Origin of the sequence: Enterococcus quebecensis (assembly GCF_001730365.1) — a bacterium.
GTDB lineage: Bacteria > Bacillota > Bacilli > Lactobacillales > Enterococcaceae > Enterococcus_L > Enterococcus_L quebecensis.
This window is the reverse complement of sequence record NZ_MIKB01000014.1, coordinates 208,678-228,802: the sequence shown is the minus strand read 5'-3', so window position 1 is coordinate 228,802 and position 20,125 is coordinate 208,678. Positions and strand designations below refer to the sequence as shown.

At 33.0% G+C, this 20,125-nt stretch carries 23 protein-coding genes; 12 read left to right on the top strand and 11 right to left on the bottom strand.

Features of this window, described 5'->3' with window-relative positions:
- Window positions 1–52: 52 nt before the first annotated feature.
- Window positions 53–460: a hypothetical protein gene (locus BCR23_RS09060; protein WP_069635169.1), complete on the bottom strand. Its 408-nt coding sequence runs from the start codon at window positions 458–460 to the stop codon at window positions 53–55.
- 57 nt (window positions 461–517) lie between these two features.
- On the bottom strand, window positions 518–1,486 hold the full coding sequence (locus BCR23_RS09055; protein WP_069635168.1) for an amidase domain-containing protein: 969 nt from the start codon (window positions 1,484–1,486) through the stop codon (window positions 518–520).
- Between the two features lie 553 nt (window positions 1,487–2,039).
- Between BCR23_RS09055 and BCR23_RS09050 the strand changes: the two genes are divergently transcribed.
- A complete protein-coding gene (locus BCR23_RS09050; RefSeq protein WP_240482544.1) occupies window positions 2,040–2,261 on the top strand; it encodes a hypothetical protein in 222 nt (73 codons plus the stop codon).
- A 120-nt stretch (window positions 2,262–2,381) separates the two neighbouring features.
- On the opposite strand, the gene BCR23_RS09045 is transcribed toward BCR23_RS09050, so the two are convergent.
- On the bottom strand, window positions 2,382–5,018 hold the full coding sequence (locus BCR23_RS09045; protein ID WP_069635167.1) for a YfhO family protein: 2,637 nt from the start codon (window positions 5,016–5,018) through the stop codon (window positions 2,382–2,384).
- Window positions 5,019–5,334: 316 nt separating this feature from the next.
- On the opposite strand from BCR23_RS09045, the gene BCR23_RS09040 reads away from it, so the two are divergent.
- The gene (locus BCR23_RS09040; protein ID WP_069635166.1) at window positions 5,335–6,345 is read left to right on the top strand and encodes a choloylglycine hydrolase family protein; all 1,011 of its coding nucleotides are present in this window, start codon (window positions 5,335–5,337) and stop codon (window positions 6,343–6,345) included.
- A gap of 41 nt (window positions 6,346–6,386) precedes the next feature.
- A complete protein-coding gene (locus tag BCR23_RS09035) occupies window positions 6,387–6,578 on the top strand; it encodes a hypothetical protein (RefSeq protein WP_240482543.1) in 192 nt (63 codons plus the stop codon).
- Window positions 6,579–7,130: 552 nt separating this feature from the next.
- On the opposite strand, the gene BCR23_RS09030 is transcribed toward BCR23_RS09035, so the two are convergent.
- The 8 genes from BCR23_RS09030 to BCR23_RS08995 form a co-directional block, all read right to left on the bottom strand.
- Window positions 7,131–7,523, bottom strand: coding sequence for a MerR family transcriptional regulator (locus BCR23_RS09030; RefSeq protein ID WP_083241929.1), 393 nt, complete (start codon window positions 7,521–7,523; stop codon window positions 7,131–7,133).
- Entirely contained in the window at window positions 7,495–8,259 is a 765-nt protein-coding gene (locus BCR23_RS09025; RefSeq protein ID WP_069635164.1) for an SDR family NAD(P)-dependent oxidoreductase, read from the bottom strand. The genes BCR23_RS09030 and BCR23_RS09025 overlap by 29 nt, the downstream gene beginning before the upstream one ends.
- Window positions 8,260–8,276: 17 nt before the next feature.
- The gene (locus BCR23_RS09020) at window positions 8,277–8,999 is read right to left on the bottom strand and encodes a gamma-glutamyl-gamma-aminobutyrate hydrolase family protein (RefSeq protein WP_167352166.1); all 723 of its coding nucleotides are present in this window, start codon (window positions 8,997–8,999) and stop codon (window positions 8,277–8,279) included.
- A 23-nt stretch (window positions 9,000–9,022) separates the two neighbouring features.
- Window positions 9,023–9,718, bottom strand: a complete 696-nt coding sequence (locus BCR23_RS09015; RefSeq protein WP_167352165.1) for an SIR2 family NAD-dependent protein deacylase — start codon at window positions 9,716–9,718, stop codon at window positions 9,023–9,025.
- Between the two features lie 58 nt (window positions 9,719–9,776).
- Window positions 9,777–10,160, bottom strand: coding sequence for a carboxymuconolactone decarboxylase family protein (locus BCR23_RS09010; RefSeq protein WP_069635162.1), 384 nt, complete (start codon window positions 10,158–10,160; stop codon window positions 9,777–9,779).
- A 16-nt stretch (window positions 10,161–10,176) separates the two neighbouring features.
- Entirely contained in the window at window positions 10,177–10,977 is an 801-nt protein-coding gene (locus BCR23_RS09005) for a hypothetical protein (protein WP_069635161.1), read from the bottom strand.
- A 2-nt stretch (window positions 10,978–10,979) separates the two neighbouring features.
- Window positions 10,980–11,774 carry an SDR family NAD(P)-dependent oxidoreductase gene (locus BCR23_RS09000; RefSeq protein WP_069635160.1) on the bottom strand — a complete coding sequence of 265 codons (795 nt, stop codon included), beginning with the start codon at window positions 11,772–11,774 and terminating at the stop codon, window positions 10,980–10,982.
- Window positions 11,775–12,154: 380 nt separating this feature from the next.
- A complete protein-coding gene (locus BCR23_RS08995; RefSeq protein WP_069635159.1) occupies window positions 12,155–12,544 on the bottom strand; it encodes a MerR family transcriptional regulator in 390 nt (129 codons plus the stop codon).
- Window positions 12,545–12,991: 447 nt separating this feature from the next.
- On the opposite strand from BCR23_RS08995, the gene BCR23_RS08990 reads away from it, so the two are divergent.
- The 9 genes from BCR23_RS08990 (at window position 12,992) to BCR23_RS08950 (ending at window position 20,037) form a co-directional block, all read left to right on the top strand.
- On the top strand, window positions 12,992–14,134 hold the full coding sequence (locus BCR23_RS08990; RefSeq protein WP_069635158.1) for a trans-sulfuration enzyme family protein: 1,143 nt from the start codon (window positions 12,992–12,994) through the stop codon (window positions 14,132–14,134).
- 94 nt (window positions 14,135–14,228) lie between these two features.
- Complete coding sequence (locus tag BCR23_RS08985) at window positions 14,229–14,978, top strand: AfsA-related hotdog domain-containing protein (RefSeq protein ID WP_069635157.1); 750 nt, start codon at window positions 14,229–14,231, stop codon at window positions 14,976–14,978.
- Window positions 14,979–14,997: 19 nt separating this feature from the next.
- Entirely contained in the window at window positions 14,998–15,846 is an 849-nt protein-coding gene (locus BCR23_RS08980; protein WP_069635156.1) for a Cof-type HAD-IIB family hydrolase, read from the top strand.
- A gap of 13 nt (window positions 15,847–15,859) precedes the next feature.
- Window positions 15,860–16,336 (top strand): hypothetical protein, encoded by a 477-nt coding sequence (locus BCR23_RS08975; RefSeq protein ID WP_069635155.1) that lies wholly within the window; start codon window positions 15,860–15,862, stop codon window positions 16,334–16,336.
- A 65-nt stretch (window positions 16,337–16,401) separates the two neighbouring features.
- Entirely contained in the window at window positions 16,402–17,031 is a 630-nt protein-coding gene (locus BCR23_RS08970; RefSeq protein WP_069635154.1) for a hypothetical protein, read from the top strand.
- A gap of 68 nt (window positions 17,032–17,099) precedes the next feature.
- Window positions 17,100–17,324, top strand: a complete 225-nt coding sequence (locus tag BCR23_RS08965) for a tautomerase family protein (RefSeq protein ID WP_069635153.1) — start codon at window positions 17,100–17,102, stop codon at window positions 17,322–17,324.
- Between the two features lies 1 nt (window position 17,325).
- The gene (locus tag BCR23_RS08960) at window positions 17,326–17,556 is read left to right on the top strand and encodes a tautomerase family protein (RefSeq protein WP_069635152.1); all 231 of its coding nucleotides are present in this window, start codon (window positions 17,326–17,328) and stop codon (window positions 17,554–17,556) included.
- Between the two features lie 4 nt (window positions 17,557–17,560).
- Window positions 17,561–18,742, top strand: coding sequence for an acetyl-CoA C-acetyltransferase (locus BCR23_RS08955; RefSeq protein WP_069635151.1), 1,182 nt, complete (start codon window positions 17,561–17,563; stop codon window positions 18,740–18,742).
- A gap of 950 nt (window positions 18,743–19,692) precedes the next feature.
- Window positions 19,693–20,037 (top strand): ribonuclease G, encoded by a 345-nt coding sequence (locus BCR23_RS08950; RefSeq protein ID WP_069635150.1) that lies wholly within the window; start codon window positions 19,693–19,695, stop codon window positions 20,035–20,037.
- Window positions 20,038–20,125 lie beyond the last annotated feature (88 nt).

Here is a 20,125-nt window from a genome sequence, read left to right as displayed (position 1 = left end):
ATGGTTGACCTACTATTCTTTTTTTCTAAGAACAAAACATAAATCTAACAGATTAATTTAGAAAATTTCCATAAATAATTGTCCAATTGCTACCATTCCTTTTTAAAATCCAATAGAAATTTGAATAAGTAGTCAAAGGAGATAACGATCCAGAAAATAAATTAGTTTTAATATCTGAATTTAGAACAATGATATCTTCATGTTTTTGAGATTTATATGATGAAAGTGTAGGTAAGAAAGTACGCTCAATCAGTTCAGAATTGCTGTTACTAAATGTTAGCGATATAGGTTTAGCAATCTTTACGAAGTTATTATAATCCTTTTTTACAACTGACATAGCTGATCTTATATCATCCTCTGAATATTTATCTGACCCTCCAATCGTTTCCTTTATAGGAGAAGAGCAAGATACTAAGAAGTAGACACTAAATGATAAGATTAGTAATTTTAAATGTTTCATTGAATGCATCCTTAAAGTAGTATTTTTAGCATGCTCGGTGTTTACTTTATTAAGAAATTAAAGAGCTCGTATAACGTAAACATAGTCCGTACCAAAATTTATAGGAATGTTATTCCAATTATCATTATTTCTGTTACTGCTATGTTGACTAACGTATAATGTGCCTCCTTTTTTTTCAGTTACAATAGCATTATGCCAAGATCTACCCGTTTTTTTGTTTGCATAATTTAAGATATCTCCAAGTTTAGCAGTGTTTGAAACTGCACTTTTACTAGTATGCCGAGTAACACTACGTCCTTTAACTTGCCAGTACTGTCTAAATGAGTTAGCGTTAATCCATGCAGCTGAATCAGCTAGACCTAGGTTTGATCGTTTTGATGACCAGTTAATATATGTAGGATAACCAGTCACACCATCTTTTGCTCCTCCAGCTCTAAGCGCTTGTGAAGCGAAATTTGTGCAGTCACCGCCACGACTATCGTAATTTGCATAAGCTGGATTATAACGAAAAGCAAAAGTTCTTGCATAATTTGCTACGTGATTGTTTGTGAACATGGCTCTAGGTGTCGGCTGTATATTTTTATGTGACTCAATAGCTAATTGTTCAGTTTCTAAGTTTTCTTCATCCACGATATCTTTAATATCATTCAGTGTTAAATCAGACACAGAATCTATATCTTCAACTGAATGATCGCGAGAATCATTAGGAAGTGTTTCACGATAAATATATTCAGAAGCATAGGCTAAAATATTCTCATAAGATTCTAGTTTTTCTAATTCTTTATCGCTTCTGTTTACTAATTGATCATATAAATAATTGGAAAGCTCTTCAGAATGCAATGAATAGTTCAACCCACGCTGCTTAAGATGATCCATTAAAGTAGATTCAATTTCTCCAAGTGTCACATCCATATCATCTTTCGTAGTGCTTTGTGTAGTAGGGTTATCACTCTCGTTAGCAAAAGCGATAGCTCCACCTAATGAGAAGGAACAACAAATAATAATACCTAACAACAATTTTTTCATAAAAACACCTTTCTTTCTTTTTTATCGAAACAATTCTAATTGTATTTTAATAATACTATATTCTTATTTTCATGTCAATGATATATTTATGTCATTAAGTTTGTTTAAGTTGATAAATTTTAATTTTAAAATTCCTTATAGTTTTATATAAATATCTATATTGAGTTAGATAATCATAGAGAGAGGTTCTATATGATTTTTGGATAACAAAGTATAGCAGTTTTTTTAGTGGTTTTCTAAAAATAATTTCACAAATTGAACAATATTGTGGAGAAATTCTTACTGTATTTTCTCATAGTGATTAAACCTTTTTTGTTATTTTATCCTATAAAATTCGAGAAAAAGAACAAAATAAATAGGCACTTCATTGAAGGGCACCAACCGCTCAATGAAGCCCTGAATAGATAGCTTTTGAAATTTTTCCGAAATCAGTGAAAGAGTCTTGCTACAGATTTATAATCAGATCAACGGTAGAGATGGTAATCTCTATCGTTTTTTCTTTTTCTCATTTCCGTTCTATCAAAAACATCACTAGAAAAAGGAGGAATTACTAATGAAAAATTCTGCTGTATACATCAAAGCAGTTCCTTATCAAGAAGTCATCGACCTGAGAGATACCTTGGAACGGTTGTCTTCTTGGCAAGAACCGCTGACAACGTTAGAAAAATACTTTAATAACCCTAATACACCGATCAATAAAAAGCAGGTAGTCAAACATATTATGCCTGTTCAAAGTTTTTTCAGCTATTCAATCAAGAATTTGAAAACTTACTGATAACAGCTGAAAAGCAATTAAATAATGTTAGTTGGAACCAAGCAATAGCAAATATCTGAGAAGAAAAGAAGTCTGTATACTAAAAAATGAAGGAGCTTGTTACTAGCTCCCTCATAGTATTTATCGTATTCTGCGCTTACGAGTCTTAGGTTTCACTAAAGCCAGTTTAGGTTTATTCGTCACTCTAACATAAACCACAAACCCACCGATACAAACAATAAACAAAATCACACCCGGCAAAAATCCTTCCGGCAGATAAACAAATTCAATCGTATGTTCACCTTGCGTTACAGGAATACTAACAAATGCTTTTTTAAATACTTCAATTGGTACTTTTTTCCCATCTACATAGGCTTTCCAACCTTTATCGTAAGGAATGGATGTTAAAAGGACTTGGTCTTTATCAGCCGTCACTGTTCCAACTGCTTTCCGTCCTTTAGCTGTTAAATCGGCACCTTTATCTTGAATTGCCTGAACAGACTGTTCAAAGGCTGTTGTATCTAAGCCGACAACTTTTGGCTCCATAAAGCTGACTGTAGTTGTACCATAGAAGCTAACCGTAAAGGTAACGGTTGTTGGTTTGTCATAATATCCGATATTGTAGTATTGGCCTGTGATATTGATTTGAGATTTTTGACTAGTTCCGTTTACTGATAAGGTCGCAGTAGAACTTTCTAGTTGCCCAAAATCTGTTGGGAACAGGCTAAGATAGGCTTGGGTATTGGCAGGTACATCTACCGTCCAAGTGATGTCTTTAGCCACGTTGTTTTGCAGTTCACGATAGGTTACTGACTTGGCATTTTGTTCAATTTTTACATTCTTTTTATCAATGATTGTTGGTTGATAGAAGGTAAAATAATTTTGTTTTTGATCAGACAGCGCATTGAATAATTCTGTTTGACTGCTTAGATTATCATTGGCTGGTTGTTTAACTTTATAGATGTCTTTATCCGCTAAAAATCCTAAAGGCAACGAATTGCTGTTTTCATATAGTGAAAATTTTCCAGCTTTGTCTGTTTGGAAAAAGCCGAATTTCAACGGATCACTTTCAGAAATATTGTATTTGATGCCAACAAGAGAATCCATCAACAGGGTGTTATTCGGATAACGAATATTCAAACCAGTTCCTCTTGAACGGAAACCTAGGTCATTTAAATAAGAAGATGAATGACGATTTCTGATGGAAGAGAACAAGCTTACACCACTATAACCATAATTGATACTATCATTAGAAGAAACTGGGTTTAAGTTCTCTAAACGGTAAAACGTATCGTTTTCTTTTTTTGTTTTGTCGACTAACTTTTTGATAGATGGATACGGCTCAGAATAAAGGCTGCGGGAAGCATAATTCCAATCTGTTAAAATCCCTTTCAACATCGCATTAGTATTGATAAAGGCCTCAGCTGAAACAAGCAATATCAGCAATGTGATCAGATAGTGCATAGGTATTTTTTTCAATTGATAAAATACGATTCCAGCCAAGTACAAGAATAAAAATACAAGGGTTAAAATCAAGGCTGAGATAGGTATATAGCCATAACTTTTTGCATCCTTTGTTCCTTCAGCTAAAGCAAAAACAGCGATCAGCATGATCGTGGAACCCGTTAATAAACCTAAATCATCTGTTTTAAACTTCTCAAATCCATACCCAGCTAGTAAAACAACTAAGAAAGAGAACAAGAAGCTGTAACGAAACAGGAACATATTTGGCGCATGCATACCGTGCCAGAATAGGTTTAATGGTGTGATATAAAAACTTGCGATCAAAATAATAAAGAGACTGCCGAATAATAGTTTGTTTTTCCGAGGAATTTCTCTTGTGACAAAGTAAAAGACACAGAAAATTAGCGGAAGTAATCCTACATAAATAAAAGGAATCGATCCATATTTTGTCGTATCATAAACACCGATCATATTTTTCATGATGATATCCCAAAAGGCTGTTGCTTCTGTCTTAAACTGAGTGACTTCAGACAAGGTTTCTCCATTTGCTCGTAAATCAAGAACTGCAGGCAAGACCAAAATCATCGAGGCTCCTCCTGCTAAAAGAGAAGTAATCCCATAAGGAATAATGCGTTTTTTATACACTTTCCAATTCGTTAGCATACGTACGATAAAGTAAAGGAATGAGAAGACTCCGATCATAAAGCCCATATAGAAATTTGAGATAAACAATAACATGTAACTAACGAAAAGCAACGTAGGTTTTCGTTGATCCATCAGGCGGTGAATACCTAAAATAACCAATGGTAAATAAGTAAAAGCGTCTAACCACATGATGATTTCGGAATGTGCTGTAGCAAAAGACATCAATGCATATGGAATGCTAAGCATCACATGTCCCCATTTTGGCATTTTATAGGTATTTCGAGCAAATACCCAAAAGGCTAATCCTGCCGAACCGATTTTCAACAAGGTAATCAAGTACAGAGCATCAGGAATATTTTGGTTTTTAAAAAATAGGACAAGTGGTGTAAACAATCCCCCTAGATAATATGAAATCAGAGAAAGATAATTTAGTCCGAGAGATGCGTTCCAAGTATAGAAAATACTTTGTTTGCCATGCAATACGTTATTGAAACTAGCATGAAAGTTCGAAAATTGTGAAAAAGAATCACTGGCCATCACACTGCGGCTGCTTCCAGGGTAAATTCCAATACTTAAATAAATAATGACCATCACAAAAAAAGGAATGAAAAAGCTGGCGGTCATATATGGCCAGTTTTCTTTGATAAATGCATGTATTTTTTTCTTCATAATCAACCTCACAACGTAATAAATAGAATATATATAGTTTAGCATATCCATCGAAAAATTGATTGTAAGAAAGGGAAAAAAGGTAAAATTTAATCGTTCCTTATCAATAGATAAAATATTTTTTTTAAAGTCAGAAATATGTCAAAATAAAAGGTAGAAAAATGAAACTTATTATCACCACGGAATATTTTACCAAAAAATATTGTGACGTTACTGCAGTCGACACGGGAATTTATGGAAGACCACAAATAATTAGTGTAAACTGAAGGTTAAGAAATAGCTATTCTCATATAGTTAAGAAAGCGAGGGAATATTTATGTGTACAGGAATAAGTTTAAAGTCGTTAGAAGGCAATCATTACTTAGGTAGAACACAAGAATATAATATTGATTTTGATTATGTTAGTGTCCAAATTCCTCAAAGATTTGAAGTCACGGAAGGGATTGAAACTTGGCAGACGATCTATTCAGTATTAGGAATGGGCATCAAAGAAGATCAAAATAAAGTGGGGCAAAGCGTAGTTGATGGTGTCAATCAATTTGGACTTGGGGGCGTTACACAATATTTTGCGGAGTTTAATCAATATTCGACAGTGGAAGAAATCAAGAAAGCTGGGAAATTATCACTAGTAGCTGAGCAATTTGTTTTTTGGGTATTAGCTAATTGTAAAGATACAAAGGAAGTTGAAGAAAAGATTTTGGATGTAGCGATCGCAGATATTTCGGTAGATGGAAAAGCACCAGGTTTGCCACAGCATTTTATGTTTACGGATACTAAAGGTCGAACGATCGTGGTTGAGCCTTCAATAAAACTAGGATTCGCTGTTTATGAAAATCCGGTTGGTGTTATGACCAACAGCCCTAAGTTTGACTGGCATATGACTAATTTAGAAAATTATACAGGATTAGCTGATACAAATGCGAAAGACGCAGTGTTCGAGAACACAAAGATTCTTTCTGCTGGAAAAGGCTCAGGCTTGCATGGGATTCCCGGAGATTATACGGCAACTTCACGCTTTGTTCGAGCGGCTTATTTATTGAAATTTAGTGATCCAGTGGGGGAAAAAGACATTATCAACAAGGCATTTCATATTTTGTCCACATCAGATATTGTCAGAGGCGTAATCAAATTAGATGAACCCAAAGGACAAGATCGACAATATACGCAGTATACCTCTATCTATGATTTAAGCAAAAGACAGATGTATGTTAAGATGTATGACAACTTTACGATTCAAACAATCAGTTTTGATGAAGCAGCAGGAAATAACGATCAGATCAAGAGTTATGATTTGGTGAAAACATCGCAGTATGAAGCATTGAATTAAACAAAAAATAGTAACTTTAAAAAAAAATGAAGGTAGGGAAAATGATGGATATGAAGGAAATAAAAGAGGAAAGCCAGTTCCTCGTAGATGAATATAAAGCTAGTCTTATGAATGGACTTGTTGAAACACCGAGCCAGTTTATGATGCGTATGAAAGTAGATTCGAAGGTTGAAAGTTATTTACGACCGTTATTAAATGAGGCGGAGCAATGGTATAAAGATAGTAAAAAATAGCGAGTACTAAAAAACTATAGCGTGAGATTGATTAACTTCCTTCATTGTTATCAAAAATGATTTCAATAATTGGAGCGACATTGCAAAAAAAGTGTTTCTCGCACTTCCTTCAAAGGATTGGTTCAGCAATAATCTTGTTATTACAAAAAAATGTAAAGTACTTAGCTCCTTGAAAAGTTTGATTTTGAGTAGCTTTTGCTGAACCAGTGTTGTTCCGTCTTTACCTAATAATCAAGCAGGTATAGAAAAGGAGATGAAGAGGTGATATTAATAGTTTTAAAAACTCTATTGAGCAAGGTGTCAATCAAGCAAAAGATATATGAAACAAGCATTTTCCATGGTCGGATTCTCTTTTCATAGCACTGATTTTGGGGAAATCAGGTGAATATATGGTGAAAAAGTGTGCATGATCATAACAGAAAAATAAGCCTGATTTTGAGAATTATTCTCAAAATCAGACTTATTTTCTTGTTGAGAAGGACTATTTTTAAAATTCAAGGTATTAGTTTTTTAATTACTCTAAAAAAGACTATAGATCAGTAATTTATTGTCTTAGTAATCTTGAGTTTTTTTTATTTTATCACTAAAATATTGTAGTTGTTTGATCTTTTTCTCAATATCCAATGCAATTTTTTTTATTAAATCTGAGTAAAAATCAGTTCTTTTTTTTACAGTATCTTTTCCATGATTATATAGTTTTAAAAATTCTTGAGTTTCTTTTATACTTAAATCTGTTTCTAAAAGGCAAATGATTAAATGAAGTTTTTCCAAATCCTCAGTAGTATAGAGGCGTCGGTCATTTTTATCTCGGTGAGGAACAATTAAATCCATTTTTTCATAGAACCGTAAAGTATCAACTGAAATCTTCATTTTTTGTGAAACCTGACCGATTCTTAGTGTGGCATTTTTTTTATTTTTAAGAGAGTCCAGCATAAATTCCTCCATCAATATTTATTGAAGTGCCACTCATAAAGCTTGCTTTTTCAGAAGCAAGAAATTCTGCTGCATTAGCTACATCTGAAGGTAACGTTATACGACCAAAGCCACTAAGAGCTCGCATTTCTGTATCAATAGTTTGTCTATCTTTTTCTTGATAACGATCTGATAATTCATCGAGTGTTCTACTCCATAATTCAGTATCTACAGCACCAGGGTTGATTGCATTTACATTGATTCCGATTTTTGATAAATCATCCGCAATTGCTTTTGTGAAAGATAAAAGTGCAGCGTTCGTCATGCTTCCAACGATAAAATCTGGAGAAGGTTGCTTACCAAAAGTACCTACAACGTTAATGATTTTGCCGCTAGGGCTTTTTTTGATCAATGGTAAGAACTCACGACACATACGAACATAACCTAATTGCTTTAGGTCGATATTCTTTTGCCATTCTTCATCCGATATATCAGTAAAATCTCCAACCGGTCCTCCACCAGCAGTATTCACTAAAACATCAATTTTTCCAATAGTATCTTTGATATTTTTGACGACCATTTTTATATTAGCTGTATCTGTAACATTGCACATATGATAATTTATACGAGGATCTTCTTTTTTCAAATTTTCAAGTTTATTTTGATTGATATCAAGTAAAATTACATTATCTTCTAAATCCAAGAATCGTTGGGCAATGGCACTGCCAATTCCACCGGCACCACCACTAATTATGATAGTTCTATTCATTTATAAAAACTCCTTTTCTATAATACTAATTCAAATATTTTATTCATATTTGGATTATTTCTAGCCATCATTTCAGGGTGCCATTGAACGCCAAAAATTTTATTCTTTTTATTTTTTGATTCAAAAGCTTCGATTATTCCGTCTTCACTTATTGCAGAAGGGTTAAGTTCATTTGACAACTGGTCAATTCCTTGATGGTGAATTGAATTTACCTCACACCCCCCACCAAGATGTTGGTAGAGTATAGAGTTTTGAAAAATTTTAATCTTGTGAGTAGGTAATTCATTATTAGTATTTTTTGATTGCTCATGTGCAATAAAGGCACTAGAAAGTGATAAGTCTTGATACAAAGTTCCTCCTAATGCGACGTTAATTAGTTGACTACCACGACAAATCCCAAGAATCGATTTGTGATTTCGAATTGCTTGCTGGATCAATTCAATTTCAAATACATCTCTTTCTATATGAGTTGTACGAGTAAGAGGGCCCTCGTCTTGACCATACAATTCGGGTGTTATATCTTGACCGCCTGTTAAAACAAACCCATCAAATGAATGAATGTAATCATCGATGCTTTGAGGAGTACCATAAGGAATTATAAAAGGAATAGCTCCACAATTTCTGATAGCGTTTATATAGCCGTCCATTACATAAAAATGGTTTTCACTTCTAAATAAATCAGTTTCATTTGTAAAATAGTTAGAAGTAATACCAATTTTTTTCTTTTTGATTCTCTTCACCTTCATCTCTGGTTAAAATTTTACTATAGTTGTTTATATAGTTTGCTAACATCGCTAAAAACTTTGGAAGTATTGCCTTGAATGAATAGAGTATTTTCGTCCAGACTATATGGTTTTTCCAAATTTATTATTACTTTTGAAGTTTGACTAGGTAAGCTTCCTCTACTTTGTTTGGTACCCGCGATCAGGATTAAATCGGCTTGGTGAAGAAGAGTAGTACCTTGTTGAACATTAGTTGAATATGTAGCCAAACTTCTTAAAACAAAGTCAGGAATAACTACGCTTCCGCATGTTTCACATATTGGAACTTTGTTCTCTTTAATTATGGTCCAATCATATTGTCTTTTGCAGTTTGTACAATGGTTAAGTTGCACATTTCCCCAATACTCATAAACGTTTTTACTTCCAGATGTTTGGTGTAAGCAGTCAATATTCATTGTTGCGATCCCTAGAATTTTTTTTTGACTTTCTAATTCAGATAAAAACGTATGACAGGGGTTCGGTTTTGCATCAGGATGAAAAAAAGTTTTTCTATAAAGATCATAGAATAGAGCTGGATTATTAATCGCAAATGTTGGATTAAGCATACCGAACACCCCACCATCAAAATTTGGTTCAGCATTTAAAATGGTTGATATACCGGCTAGATCAGGGATGCCACTGTCTGTTGAAATTCCTGCTCCTGTAAAGGCTGCGATCCGATTCTTTGAAGCTACCAATTCTGCTACCCGTTCAATTTTTTCTGAATATTTGATATCAATTACCCCCTAATTCTAACTAGGATTTTTTTCTGGTTGCAAACACTTCTTTTGCAACAAATATCGCATTTAAAACTCTAGGAAATCCAACATAAGGACTACACTGTATAAATATTTCTACAACTTCTTCTTCGGTTACACCAACGTTCAAAGCAGCGTTGATATGAACATCTAATTGCTTTTCAGTACCTCCTAGAGTCAGGAGTGAGGTGATGGTGATTATTTCACGCTGTTTCCAATCAAGAACGCCACGCTCATAAACATCTGCAAAGGTAAATTCTAAGATTAGTTTTCCTAAATCGGGTGCAACACCTTCTAAAGCATCAATGACTTTTTTTCCATCTTCTCCGTCTATTTTTAATAAATTTTCCAAACCGATTTCTACTCTTGTTTTTTTGTCCATGTTAGTTACTTCCTCTCTAAAACTTACTTTGAATTTCTTTTGCATATCTAATTAGTGATTTTGAAATTTCAGTATTTAGAAAGTTAATATTTAAGTTTCCATGAAATCTGAGCCTATCGAGAGCGTCACAATCATCAAAAATATTACTTAAATAAATGAACTCTTTACTTTCTGAAAGGTAAAATCGTTGTTTATATAATTCTTTTTGCTTAGCGTCCAATGAATGAATACAAATGAGGTGTTTTAACAGCTCAGTATCTGTCTCTGATAAAGGAGATTGGATAGTCAGCGACTTAAAGAGCAATGAGTTTAGGTTAGTAGTCAACTTGGAAAAGTTTGTTTTTGAGCAATTTAAAACTGCTGCTAACCGATTGAAACTTTTTTCTCCATGGAACTGATCGTCTAAGTTACTCCATGTTCTTCCTACATCATGAAATAATCCAGCAATAACTAAAACGATCGTCTGGTTAAAAGTAAAGTGCTCTATTGTTGATATAACTGTACTTAACCAAGCAACTCGAATTCCATGGGAGTTTCCATGCCCAATAATGCAAGAATCAAAAAGACCCATATTATTAATGCTGTCCAAATAATTGATTAGTTCAAAGAAAAAGTTTTGATGATGGTTTTGTTGAATCAATCTATCTATATCTAATACTTCATATTGAGGATATGCATAAATATTTTCATCATCACTTATTTTTTCAAAAAGAGTCGTGCCACTTTGCTTTGTTAATTTACTTAGAATAGTAAACTGATTTGTAGTCCAATCTTTGGCTTTCGGTAAGCTCTTATTTACACTGTAGTAGGTGGTCATACCTATTCTCCACTAATAACATTTTGATTATTTTGAGATTGACCTGCATAAGGAAGTATATTTTCAGTTAATTTAAACGTGAAGGTTTCTCGATTAACATAACCTACAGAATGATTGCTATCATATAAATCAAGAAGAAATTGTGCCACTTCTTTACTAGAATGATATGTTCCAAATGCTTGATCATAGTCGTAAGAGTCAAGTCCATTTGCTATTTGTCCAAATTCTGTTTTTGTTGCAGCAGGAGCCAAAACTTTTGCTCTCATTTTTGCTCCAGACTGAATGAGCTCTTGCGAAAGACCCTCGGTAAAGGCACTTACAAAGAATTTTGTTGCACAGTAAACTACAGCTGTTGGTACTACAGTATAGCCACCCGCAGACGAAACATTAATTAATTGAGAGCCTTCGACATTTTTGTACTTTTTCACAAAAAGGGTTGAGAATAGTGTTACGACTTCAATGTTTAATCGGAGAATTGCTTCGACTTTGTCAAACTCATTAGTATCTAATTCTCCGTACATACCAAAGCCAGCATTATTAATCCACGTTTCGAGTTCAAAATTTTCTAATGTTGAGAAAATTTTGTATACATTACTTTTTACTGAAAGATCGAAAGGTAGGATAACTACATCAATATCACTGTTTTGTTTTTGAATCTCATTTTTCAGTTGTTGTAAATGTTTTTCTCTTCTAGCAATGAGTACCAAATTTTTATTTCTTGATGCGAAAGCTTTGGCCACTTCATAGCCGATTCCAGAGCTTGCTCCAGTTACAACGGTGTATTTTTTGTTTACCATTGTTATCACCTCCTAAAGTTATAACTAGTAATTTACATGCTAGAGTATACTCAATGTCAAGCTATTAAATCATTTTAGTAAAAAAGGAAGGATCTTAGGCTTGAGGTCTGGGTTCAGAGTTGAATAAAAATGGCGCCGGAAAATCGTGAAGGTGATTTTCCGGCGCCATTTTTATGTAATAGAAACGATTTATTTTTATAGCAGATGCTATGACCCAATAATTGGTATAAATAATTAAGAGAATCTAGTTTGTTTGGGGGAGAACGTAAAAAAGTGATCAATCCACAAATCATTCTGTCCTTTCTAGTAACATGTAACATAGAAAATAAATTGTAGGTCAATCACTTTGGTTTTTATTATGGTTGGTGAGGATGGTAGGGCTAGATATTCGTTCTAGATACTTTCTGATTTTGTTCAAACAACATATTTTGATAAATTCCAATTTTATTTTGAAGAAAATCTCTATATTCATCTATTTCTTTTTTTTGTTCATTAAGTGTTTCTGACTGATTGAACAGTAAATCGAGTCTTTGTTGAATCGTTTCATCACCCTCATATCGTAGTTGTGCGTACAATTTAATATCTTTTAACTTCATACCTGTCATTTTCAATTTTTTTATAAATTCAATCCAAGTTATGTCACGTTCAGAAAAAATTCGGCGATTGTTGTGATCTCGATCTGTAATAATTAAACCTTCTTTTTCATAATAACGTAATGTATCAATAGAAAAACCAGACAGCTCAGAAAATTTACCAATATTATAATTCATTTAAATTCCTCCTTGACATTGAGTATACTCTAGCATTTATTATAAGTTATCATAACATATATATATCATTAAACGAACGACTATATGTACAAATTGTATAAAAAAATTATATATAATTCGTATTATAGCTATTTAAAAGGTGATTATCGAGATGTATTAGGTAATTCTAAGTGTTATAAAATAACGAGATATTTGTGTTTTGAAAGGTGGGTATGATCCAAAATATTCTTGAAATTTGACATTGATCAAAGGTGAACTACAACTAGGAATTAGACTTCTTTTTCTTAATTATTGTTAGAAAATGATGAGTATCGGGTTCGGAAAATTCCATATTTTATAGACTGGAAAAATCATTTCGTATTCGAATTGGATAAAAATAACTATAAAGTAAGTAAATACTTCTATTTCCAAAAAGAAATTACAGTTAAAACATAAGGAGGGAAACTTTTGAAACAAGATACAAAAATAATTCATGGTTATGAAATGATAGACGAATATACTGGGGCAGCATCGATTCCAAAATTTCAAGCATCAACCTTTCATCAAAAAGATATATTTTCTAATCAAAAGTTCGTCTATTCTCGTTTTGGTAATCCTACAATTTCAGCTGCTGAAAATGCTGTTTCCTGTTTAGAAAATGGAGACTATGGTCTAGCTTTTTCTTCCGGTATGGCTGCGATTAGTTCTGTATTACTACTTCTTTCAGCCGGAGAGCATATCATTCTTTGTAATGACATTTATGGTGGAACGTATTGTATTGTTCGAGACTTTTTAAAGCGCTTTGGGATTGAGGTGACTTTTGTTGACGAAGAAAACATTGATGAGTGGGAGGAACAGATAAAAGAGAATACTAAAATGATTTATATTGAAACACCATCCAATCCTCTGTTAAAAATTACAGATATAAAAAAAATTGCCCAAATTGCAAAAAATCATGATCTTTTATCTATTTGTGATAATACTTTTATGACCCCATATTATCAAAAACCACTTGACTTGGGAGTAGATGTTGTAATTCATAGTGCAACGAAATTTTTGAATGGTCATAGTGATGTTGTGGCAGGATTTGTTGTTACAAATAACAAGGAATTAGAAAAAAAAATTCGATTACAACAAATTAATTTGGGCGGAATATTGGGTGTTGAAGATGCTTGGCTTTTAATGAGGGGATTAAAAACACTATCTGTGAGAATGGAAAAATCTGAAAAAAGTGCAAGAGCAATCGCAAAGTATTTATCATCACATCCAAAAGTTAAGAAAGTTTATCATCCCTCACTGGCTGAACATAAAGGAAAGAAAATTCAAGAAAATCAAGCGGATGGATATGGAAGCGTTCTTTCTTTTGAACTAATGAGTCAAAGACAAGTTGTTCAATTGTTCAATTCGTTGAGGTATCCATTGGTGGCCGTTAGTCTCGGTGGAGTTGAATCAATAGTGTCCTATCCTTGGTCAATGTCCCATGGTGCAATGTCTCCTTATGAGAAAGAGAAGCGAGGTGTCACTGAATCTCTGGTCAGGTTTTCAGTAGGAATTGAGAATCTAGAGGATTTAATACTTGATTTAGATCAAGCATTAAACTCTATTGAATGAGGAATATTAGTATGAAAAAAGAGTATAGGGTAAGGGCTCCGCCAAAAAAATAGTACACAGCGTAACTAAAAAATATGAAAGAAGTGATCAACTGATGGCAAGTAATATGGTAACAGAAAGTCAAACAACAGTCCCAAAATTCACATTAGTTTACACTGATGAAAAAACAGAGGATGTTCAGTTAGGAGCAAATGAAATTCCATTTCACTCAATCAGAGAACTTGAATTATTGAAAATTTCTTTAGGTGAAACAGTATCAAATATTTCTATTCGGGGAATGGAGTCAAGTAACCTATTAAATGCGAGAGATTTTAAATGGGACTATAGAAATCCATTGGAAATGTTTGATATTTCCAAAAAAATTCCAATGCCCGATTTCGTTGAAGAAAAACTATTTGATGAAGAGCAAAGAATTGACAAAAAATTTGTTCATAAGCAAAATGCAGAAAATGTTTTGTTGTCAAAGCCAATTAATTATGGGAATGTTTGGTATTTCAAAGGATTTTCAAATATTGCAGAGTTAAATAGTGACCATTTATCAGATCATGTTGATGGAATTAAACTATTTGAAGCTTTTAGGCAAGCAACGCTAGCTTCGTTTCACTTGAATGGAATGAATTTTGATGGAGTCGTTGCCTTAACTAATTTTAAGATTGATTACATCAACTATGTTGAACTTGATGAACCTTATATTATTCAAACTATTCCTGCTTGTGAAAGTGACGGAGGAGCGATGTATTGCATTTTTAATATTTTTCAAGGTGGGAAAATAGTAACATCAGGGTTTCTTGGTGCATACACGTTCAGATCGAAAGAGATCTATCATGAAAAAAGAAATAAATAATTGTGGGGTTTAATTGTCTATGAAGAATGAAACAAGGTTTAAGCTTTTAGCATTGGATATGGATGGAACGACTCTGAATAGTAGTCATTCACTTAGTTTAAACACTATAAATGCAATTAATTCTTTTGCAGAAAAGGGAGTTAAAGTGGTATTTGCAACTGGGCGGATGCCAAGTGCAGTAGCCGAACATTTGACTCATATAAAGTCTGATGGACTAGTTGTCACACATAATGGAGCTCTGGTAAAGAACATTTTGACAAATGAGGTTTTAGTAAAAAAGACTGTAGATGCTAAAGTAACAAAGACGGTCATTGATTATGCTAGAAAATTTAAGTTAACACTTCATATTAATTTGGAGGACAGTACCCTTATTGAAAAAGACAGTGATAAAAGCGATTTATACGCAGATGAACTACGTATTGATCTAAAAAAGGTTACTAACTTTGATGAAATTAATGAATTACCGATATCTTTGTTATTAATCAGCCAAAAAGAGCTCTTAGAGAACTTTCTGGAATTATACAAGAAATCAGATGGACTAAATTTTGATTATGTTCTAATGCCTTGGAATGAAGATGACTGGATGCTACAACTTTTACCTCCGAATACATCAAAGGGGAATGCTGTAATTGAATTGGCAAATAGATTGAATATTGATCCTAGCAAAGAAGTTATTAGTTTTGGGGATAGTTATAATGATTTTGAATTAATAAAAGGAACATTCTTTGGAGTAGCGATGGATAACGCTTGTAAGGAACTAAAAATAATAGCAGATTATGTCACAAAAAGTAATGATAATGACGGAGTTGCATTTGTATTAGAACAATTGATGATTAATGAAGCTCGTTTTGTTTCATCATTAAAATGAAAGGAGTAAATAAATGCCATTTTTTACATTAAAAACATCTATGTTGTTAAGCGATGGGGAAAAAGCAGATATCATTTCAAATTTAACGAGATTAACCACAAAACTTTTTGATACTGTTGCTCCTGATAAAATTCAAGTTACTATTCAAAATCTTGATCGAGCTAATTTTGGAAGAGCGGGGAGTTCGCTTGTCAATCAAAATTTTAGTTATTCAAGTCGCTTTAAGAATGCGAACTATGACGAAAGTTATTTTAATAAGGAAAATGGACTTGAGGATCTTATTACAATTGAGCTAGATATTTGGGAAGGATTTAGCATTATTCAAAAAAATCTCTTAGGAGAAGAAATTAATAATTATTTAGTTTCAGCATTTAATATCACGGGAGATAATTGCCTTATTTTAATCAGAGATATGATTCCAGCAAATTGGATTCAAAATGGGATAGCGGGAAATAATCCTAGCTTTTTGGATAAAAGTAGAACGATATAAAAATACTATGTCTATACGTTGTGGAGCAACAAAAGACAAAATTTGAAATTAGAGGAGAAACTATTATGAAGTTAATTAAAGAAAGTGCACCTTATTTGGTGGTTACAGAATTTGAATTTTTGTCAAATAAAGATGAGGAAATTATTTCAATTTGGAACAAAAGTGAGGCAAAAGATATTCTCAAAGAATCAGTGCTATATCGTGCATTAAAGAAAAATACATTAGTTTTATTGTATAAAATTCAAGATTTTTCTGAAATCCAAAAATTTGTGGAAAGCAAAGAATTTAGTCATTTCATAGCTGAAGTATCTGAAAAAATGAACAGTGATTTCCATCAAGAAGTCGTTGCCTTGGTAAAACATGTCGCGCCAAGAAACAATTTACTACCAACGACTAAATTTATGCAACTACGGCATATTGAGGTTCCCTTGTCGGGGATTGAAGAATATTTAGATTGGAGAGAGCGAACCATCTTTGACTATGTTAAACGTAATGAAAAAGTAACATCATTTGTGGCTTTTCATAGTTTGTTTTCATCTACTCCTGGTGTGCTATTTGTGACTGAATTTGAAGATGACCCCGATGAATATCGTAATAGTTTTTTGACTTCAGAATATCAAGTAATTATTAAGGAAGCTGGACACGATCATATTAAGGGGGGGCTGAATACTTTTGAATATGAAAAAGTAGGCTAATTTTTGAGTATTCTGCAGAGCTTCAGAATAATGTTATTCTGGGGCTCGTAATTTAAGGAGGAGAGTATATGTCTATTGTTGAAATTTATGGTTGGAAGGGTATTGATCCAGAAAAGAAAAAAAAATGGATAAGAACTTGTACCGATGTTATTGCAGAACAACTTAATGAGCCTTTGGACGAAATTACTGTGTTTATAAATGAGATTCCAAGTGAGAATTGGGGACAAGCTGGTGCCATTGGTACAGATAAAGATTGGTTGGAAAAATCTCGCCGTAAAGAAAGGAAGAATTAAAATGCCTATAATTAAGGTCGAATTAATGACTCCATGCAGTAAAGATGAAAAGAAAAAACTCATATTTGAATTGACGAAAAGGACGCATGATTTACTTGGCATTCCAGCTGAGAAAATTTCGGTGGTTCTTCATGATGTTATCTCTGAGGACTGGGGAAGAGCGGGGTATCTAAGTACACATGTAGATTTTGAGAAAGTAAGCCGAAAATTAGAAATGGAAAAAGAGGAGTGATTTTTTGAGTAGAAAAGTAGTAATAGTTAGTGCACTTCGTACAGCTATAGGTGCTATGGGTGGGACCTTAAGTAATGTTAAAGTGAGTGATCTAGGTGCACATGTAATTAAAGAAATACTAATATCTACTGGGATTGATAGTAAAATGATTGACGAAGTTTATATGGGATGTGTTTTTCAAGCTGGACAAGGTCAAAATGTAGCAAGACAAGCAGCTGTAAAAGCGGGAATATCCTACGACGTACCAGCGACAACAGTAAATATTCTATGTGGATCTGGTTTACACACAGTAAATTTAGCTGCTAAGTTGATTGCTTCTGAAACAGCAGATGTGATTATTGCTGGTGGAATGGAAAACATGTCTGCGGCTCCATTTTTGTTAGAAAAAGCAAGATTTGGTTATCGTTTAGGCAATGATAAACTGATTGACTCAATGATTAATGATGGGCTGGAAGATGCCTTTCATCAAATTCATATGGGAGAGACTGCTGAAAATGTTGCAGAACAGTGGGATTTGACACGAGAAGAGTTAGACTATTTTTCAGAGAATAGTCAAAAAAAGGCGATCAATGCTCTTGAATCAAAAATTTTTAAGGATGAAATAGTTCCTATTACTATAAAAAATAAAAAAGGTTCTTTCGAGTTTGTACAAGATGAATGTGTACGCTCAAATACTTCCTTTGAACATTTATCTACTTTAAAATCAGTTTTTAAACAAAATGGTATTGTAACTGCCGGTAATTCATCAGGAATTGGAGATGGTGCGGCAGCTATATTATTAATGAGTGAAGAAAAGGCCAAGCAATTAAATTTGAAAATTTTAGGATATTGGGAAGCAGGGGAATTGTCTGGTGTTGATCCTAGTATTATGGGTATTGGACCTATTGCTGCTACAAAAAAAGCTTTGAAAAAAACAAAATATTCAGTTGAAGACTTTGATTTAGTTGAATTAAATGAAGCTTTTGCTTCTCAATCTTTAGCAGTGATCAAAGAATTAGGCTTAGATCAACAGATAGTAAATGTAAATGGAGGAGCTATTGCATTAGGTCATCCTTTAGGAGCATCTGGCTGCCGAATTTTAGTAACTTTATTACATGAAATGAATAGACGAGGGTCGAAACTTGGTTTAGCGAGTTTATGTATTGGAGGAGGAATGGGGAGTTCAACAATTATAAGTAATCTTTAGCACTAGATAGAAAATGGTGACACAAAGGAAAATCCTTATAAAATGAGTCTCTCGATGAAAAAAAGTTATAGAATAAATCCATTCTTATTTTGTTAAAAGAACAGAATTGTAGTCGATAGTATGTCCATACGTTGTGGAGCAATATATGAATACGAAGAGAAAACAACTCTGTTCCAGGGAAAATTGTTTGATAGGTAAATAAGTTAATAAAAATGAGATTGGAGTTGTCTACCAATATCATTGCTCAGTCTTAATAAAGCAAGACAAGCAAATAAAAACTTATATCCCTTCTAACTTGAGAAAAAGCTAGGAATTTTGTGAAATTGATCAAAAGTGATTACCCTATCAATATTTTTTGTTGACTAAAGGTAAAGGACACTTAATTGGTCAACAAGCATGACTAAACTAGGGATTGAAAGAATAGTGGGTACTAATTTTTCAAATATATTTTGTATTTAAATTCCTAACATACGAACTCTATTTTAATTAAAAAATATCTTTTAGTCAAATAGTATGGGATACTATTGTAAAAATGTCCATATGTTAGTATATAAAAGAGTTCAAAAAGAAGTTGATTAGCAATCAGCTTCTTTTTACATAGTCTGAAAAAATGCTGTAGCTTCGGTGTGATCATTTTCTTTTAGTACGGTTATGCACAACTGTGGATAACTATGTGGATAACCCTGTTTATAACATTCAGTGATGCTCAAATATGACTTTAATTATCCTTGTTAGAACAAGTTACAAGCTACTATATAAAACGATATTTTTGAAGAGTAATAACCTGTCCTCCCTTAAATAAATAGAAGCATGGAGTATTTAAACAATCTCTTATCCACAGCTCTAAATCCAAACTCTTAATTGAAAATTTTTCTTTTGCTAGAGCAATTTTTTTCTTTTATTTGGTTATTAAATATAGTATGATTAACTTTTGGAAAGGAGAGAAAAAGATGGAAGAGACTTCAAAAGTAGTACCTTCAGAGGTAAAAGGTTGGAATTGGGGAGCATTCATGTTCAATATTATGTGGGGGATTGGTAATAAATCATATTTACCATTACTATGTTTAATTCCCTTATTTAATTTTGTCTGGATATTTGTTTGCGGATTTAAAGGAAATGAATGGGCATGGCAAAAAGGTGAGTATAAAGATGTAGAAACATTCAAAGCTGTACAAGCTACATGGAATCGTGCAGGCTTAGTCTGGTTTATTTTAACAATTGCTATTGTACTGTTTTACATTTTTATTTTTGCAACTGTCATTACTTCTATTCTAAGCAATTATAATAGTTACTAATATTTATTAATGACTCGTTGATTTTAAATAACGATTGAGTTTGGAACTGTAGTCCATGCTCCCAATAAAAAAGCAGGTATACTTTTGA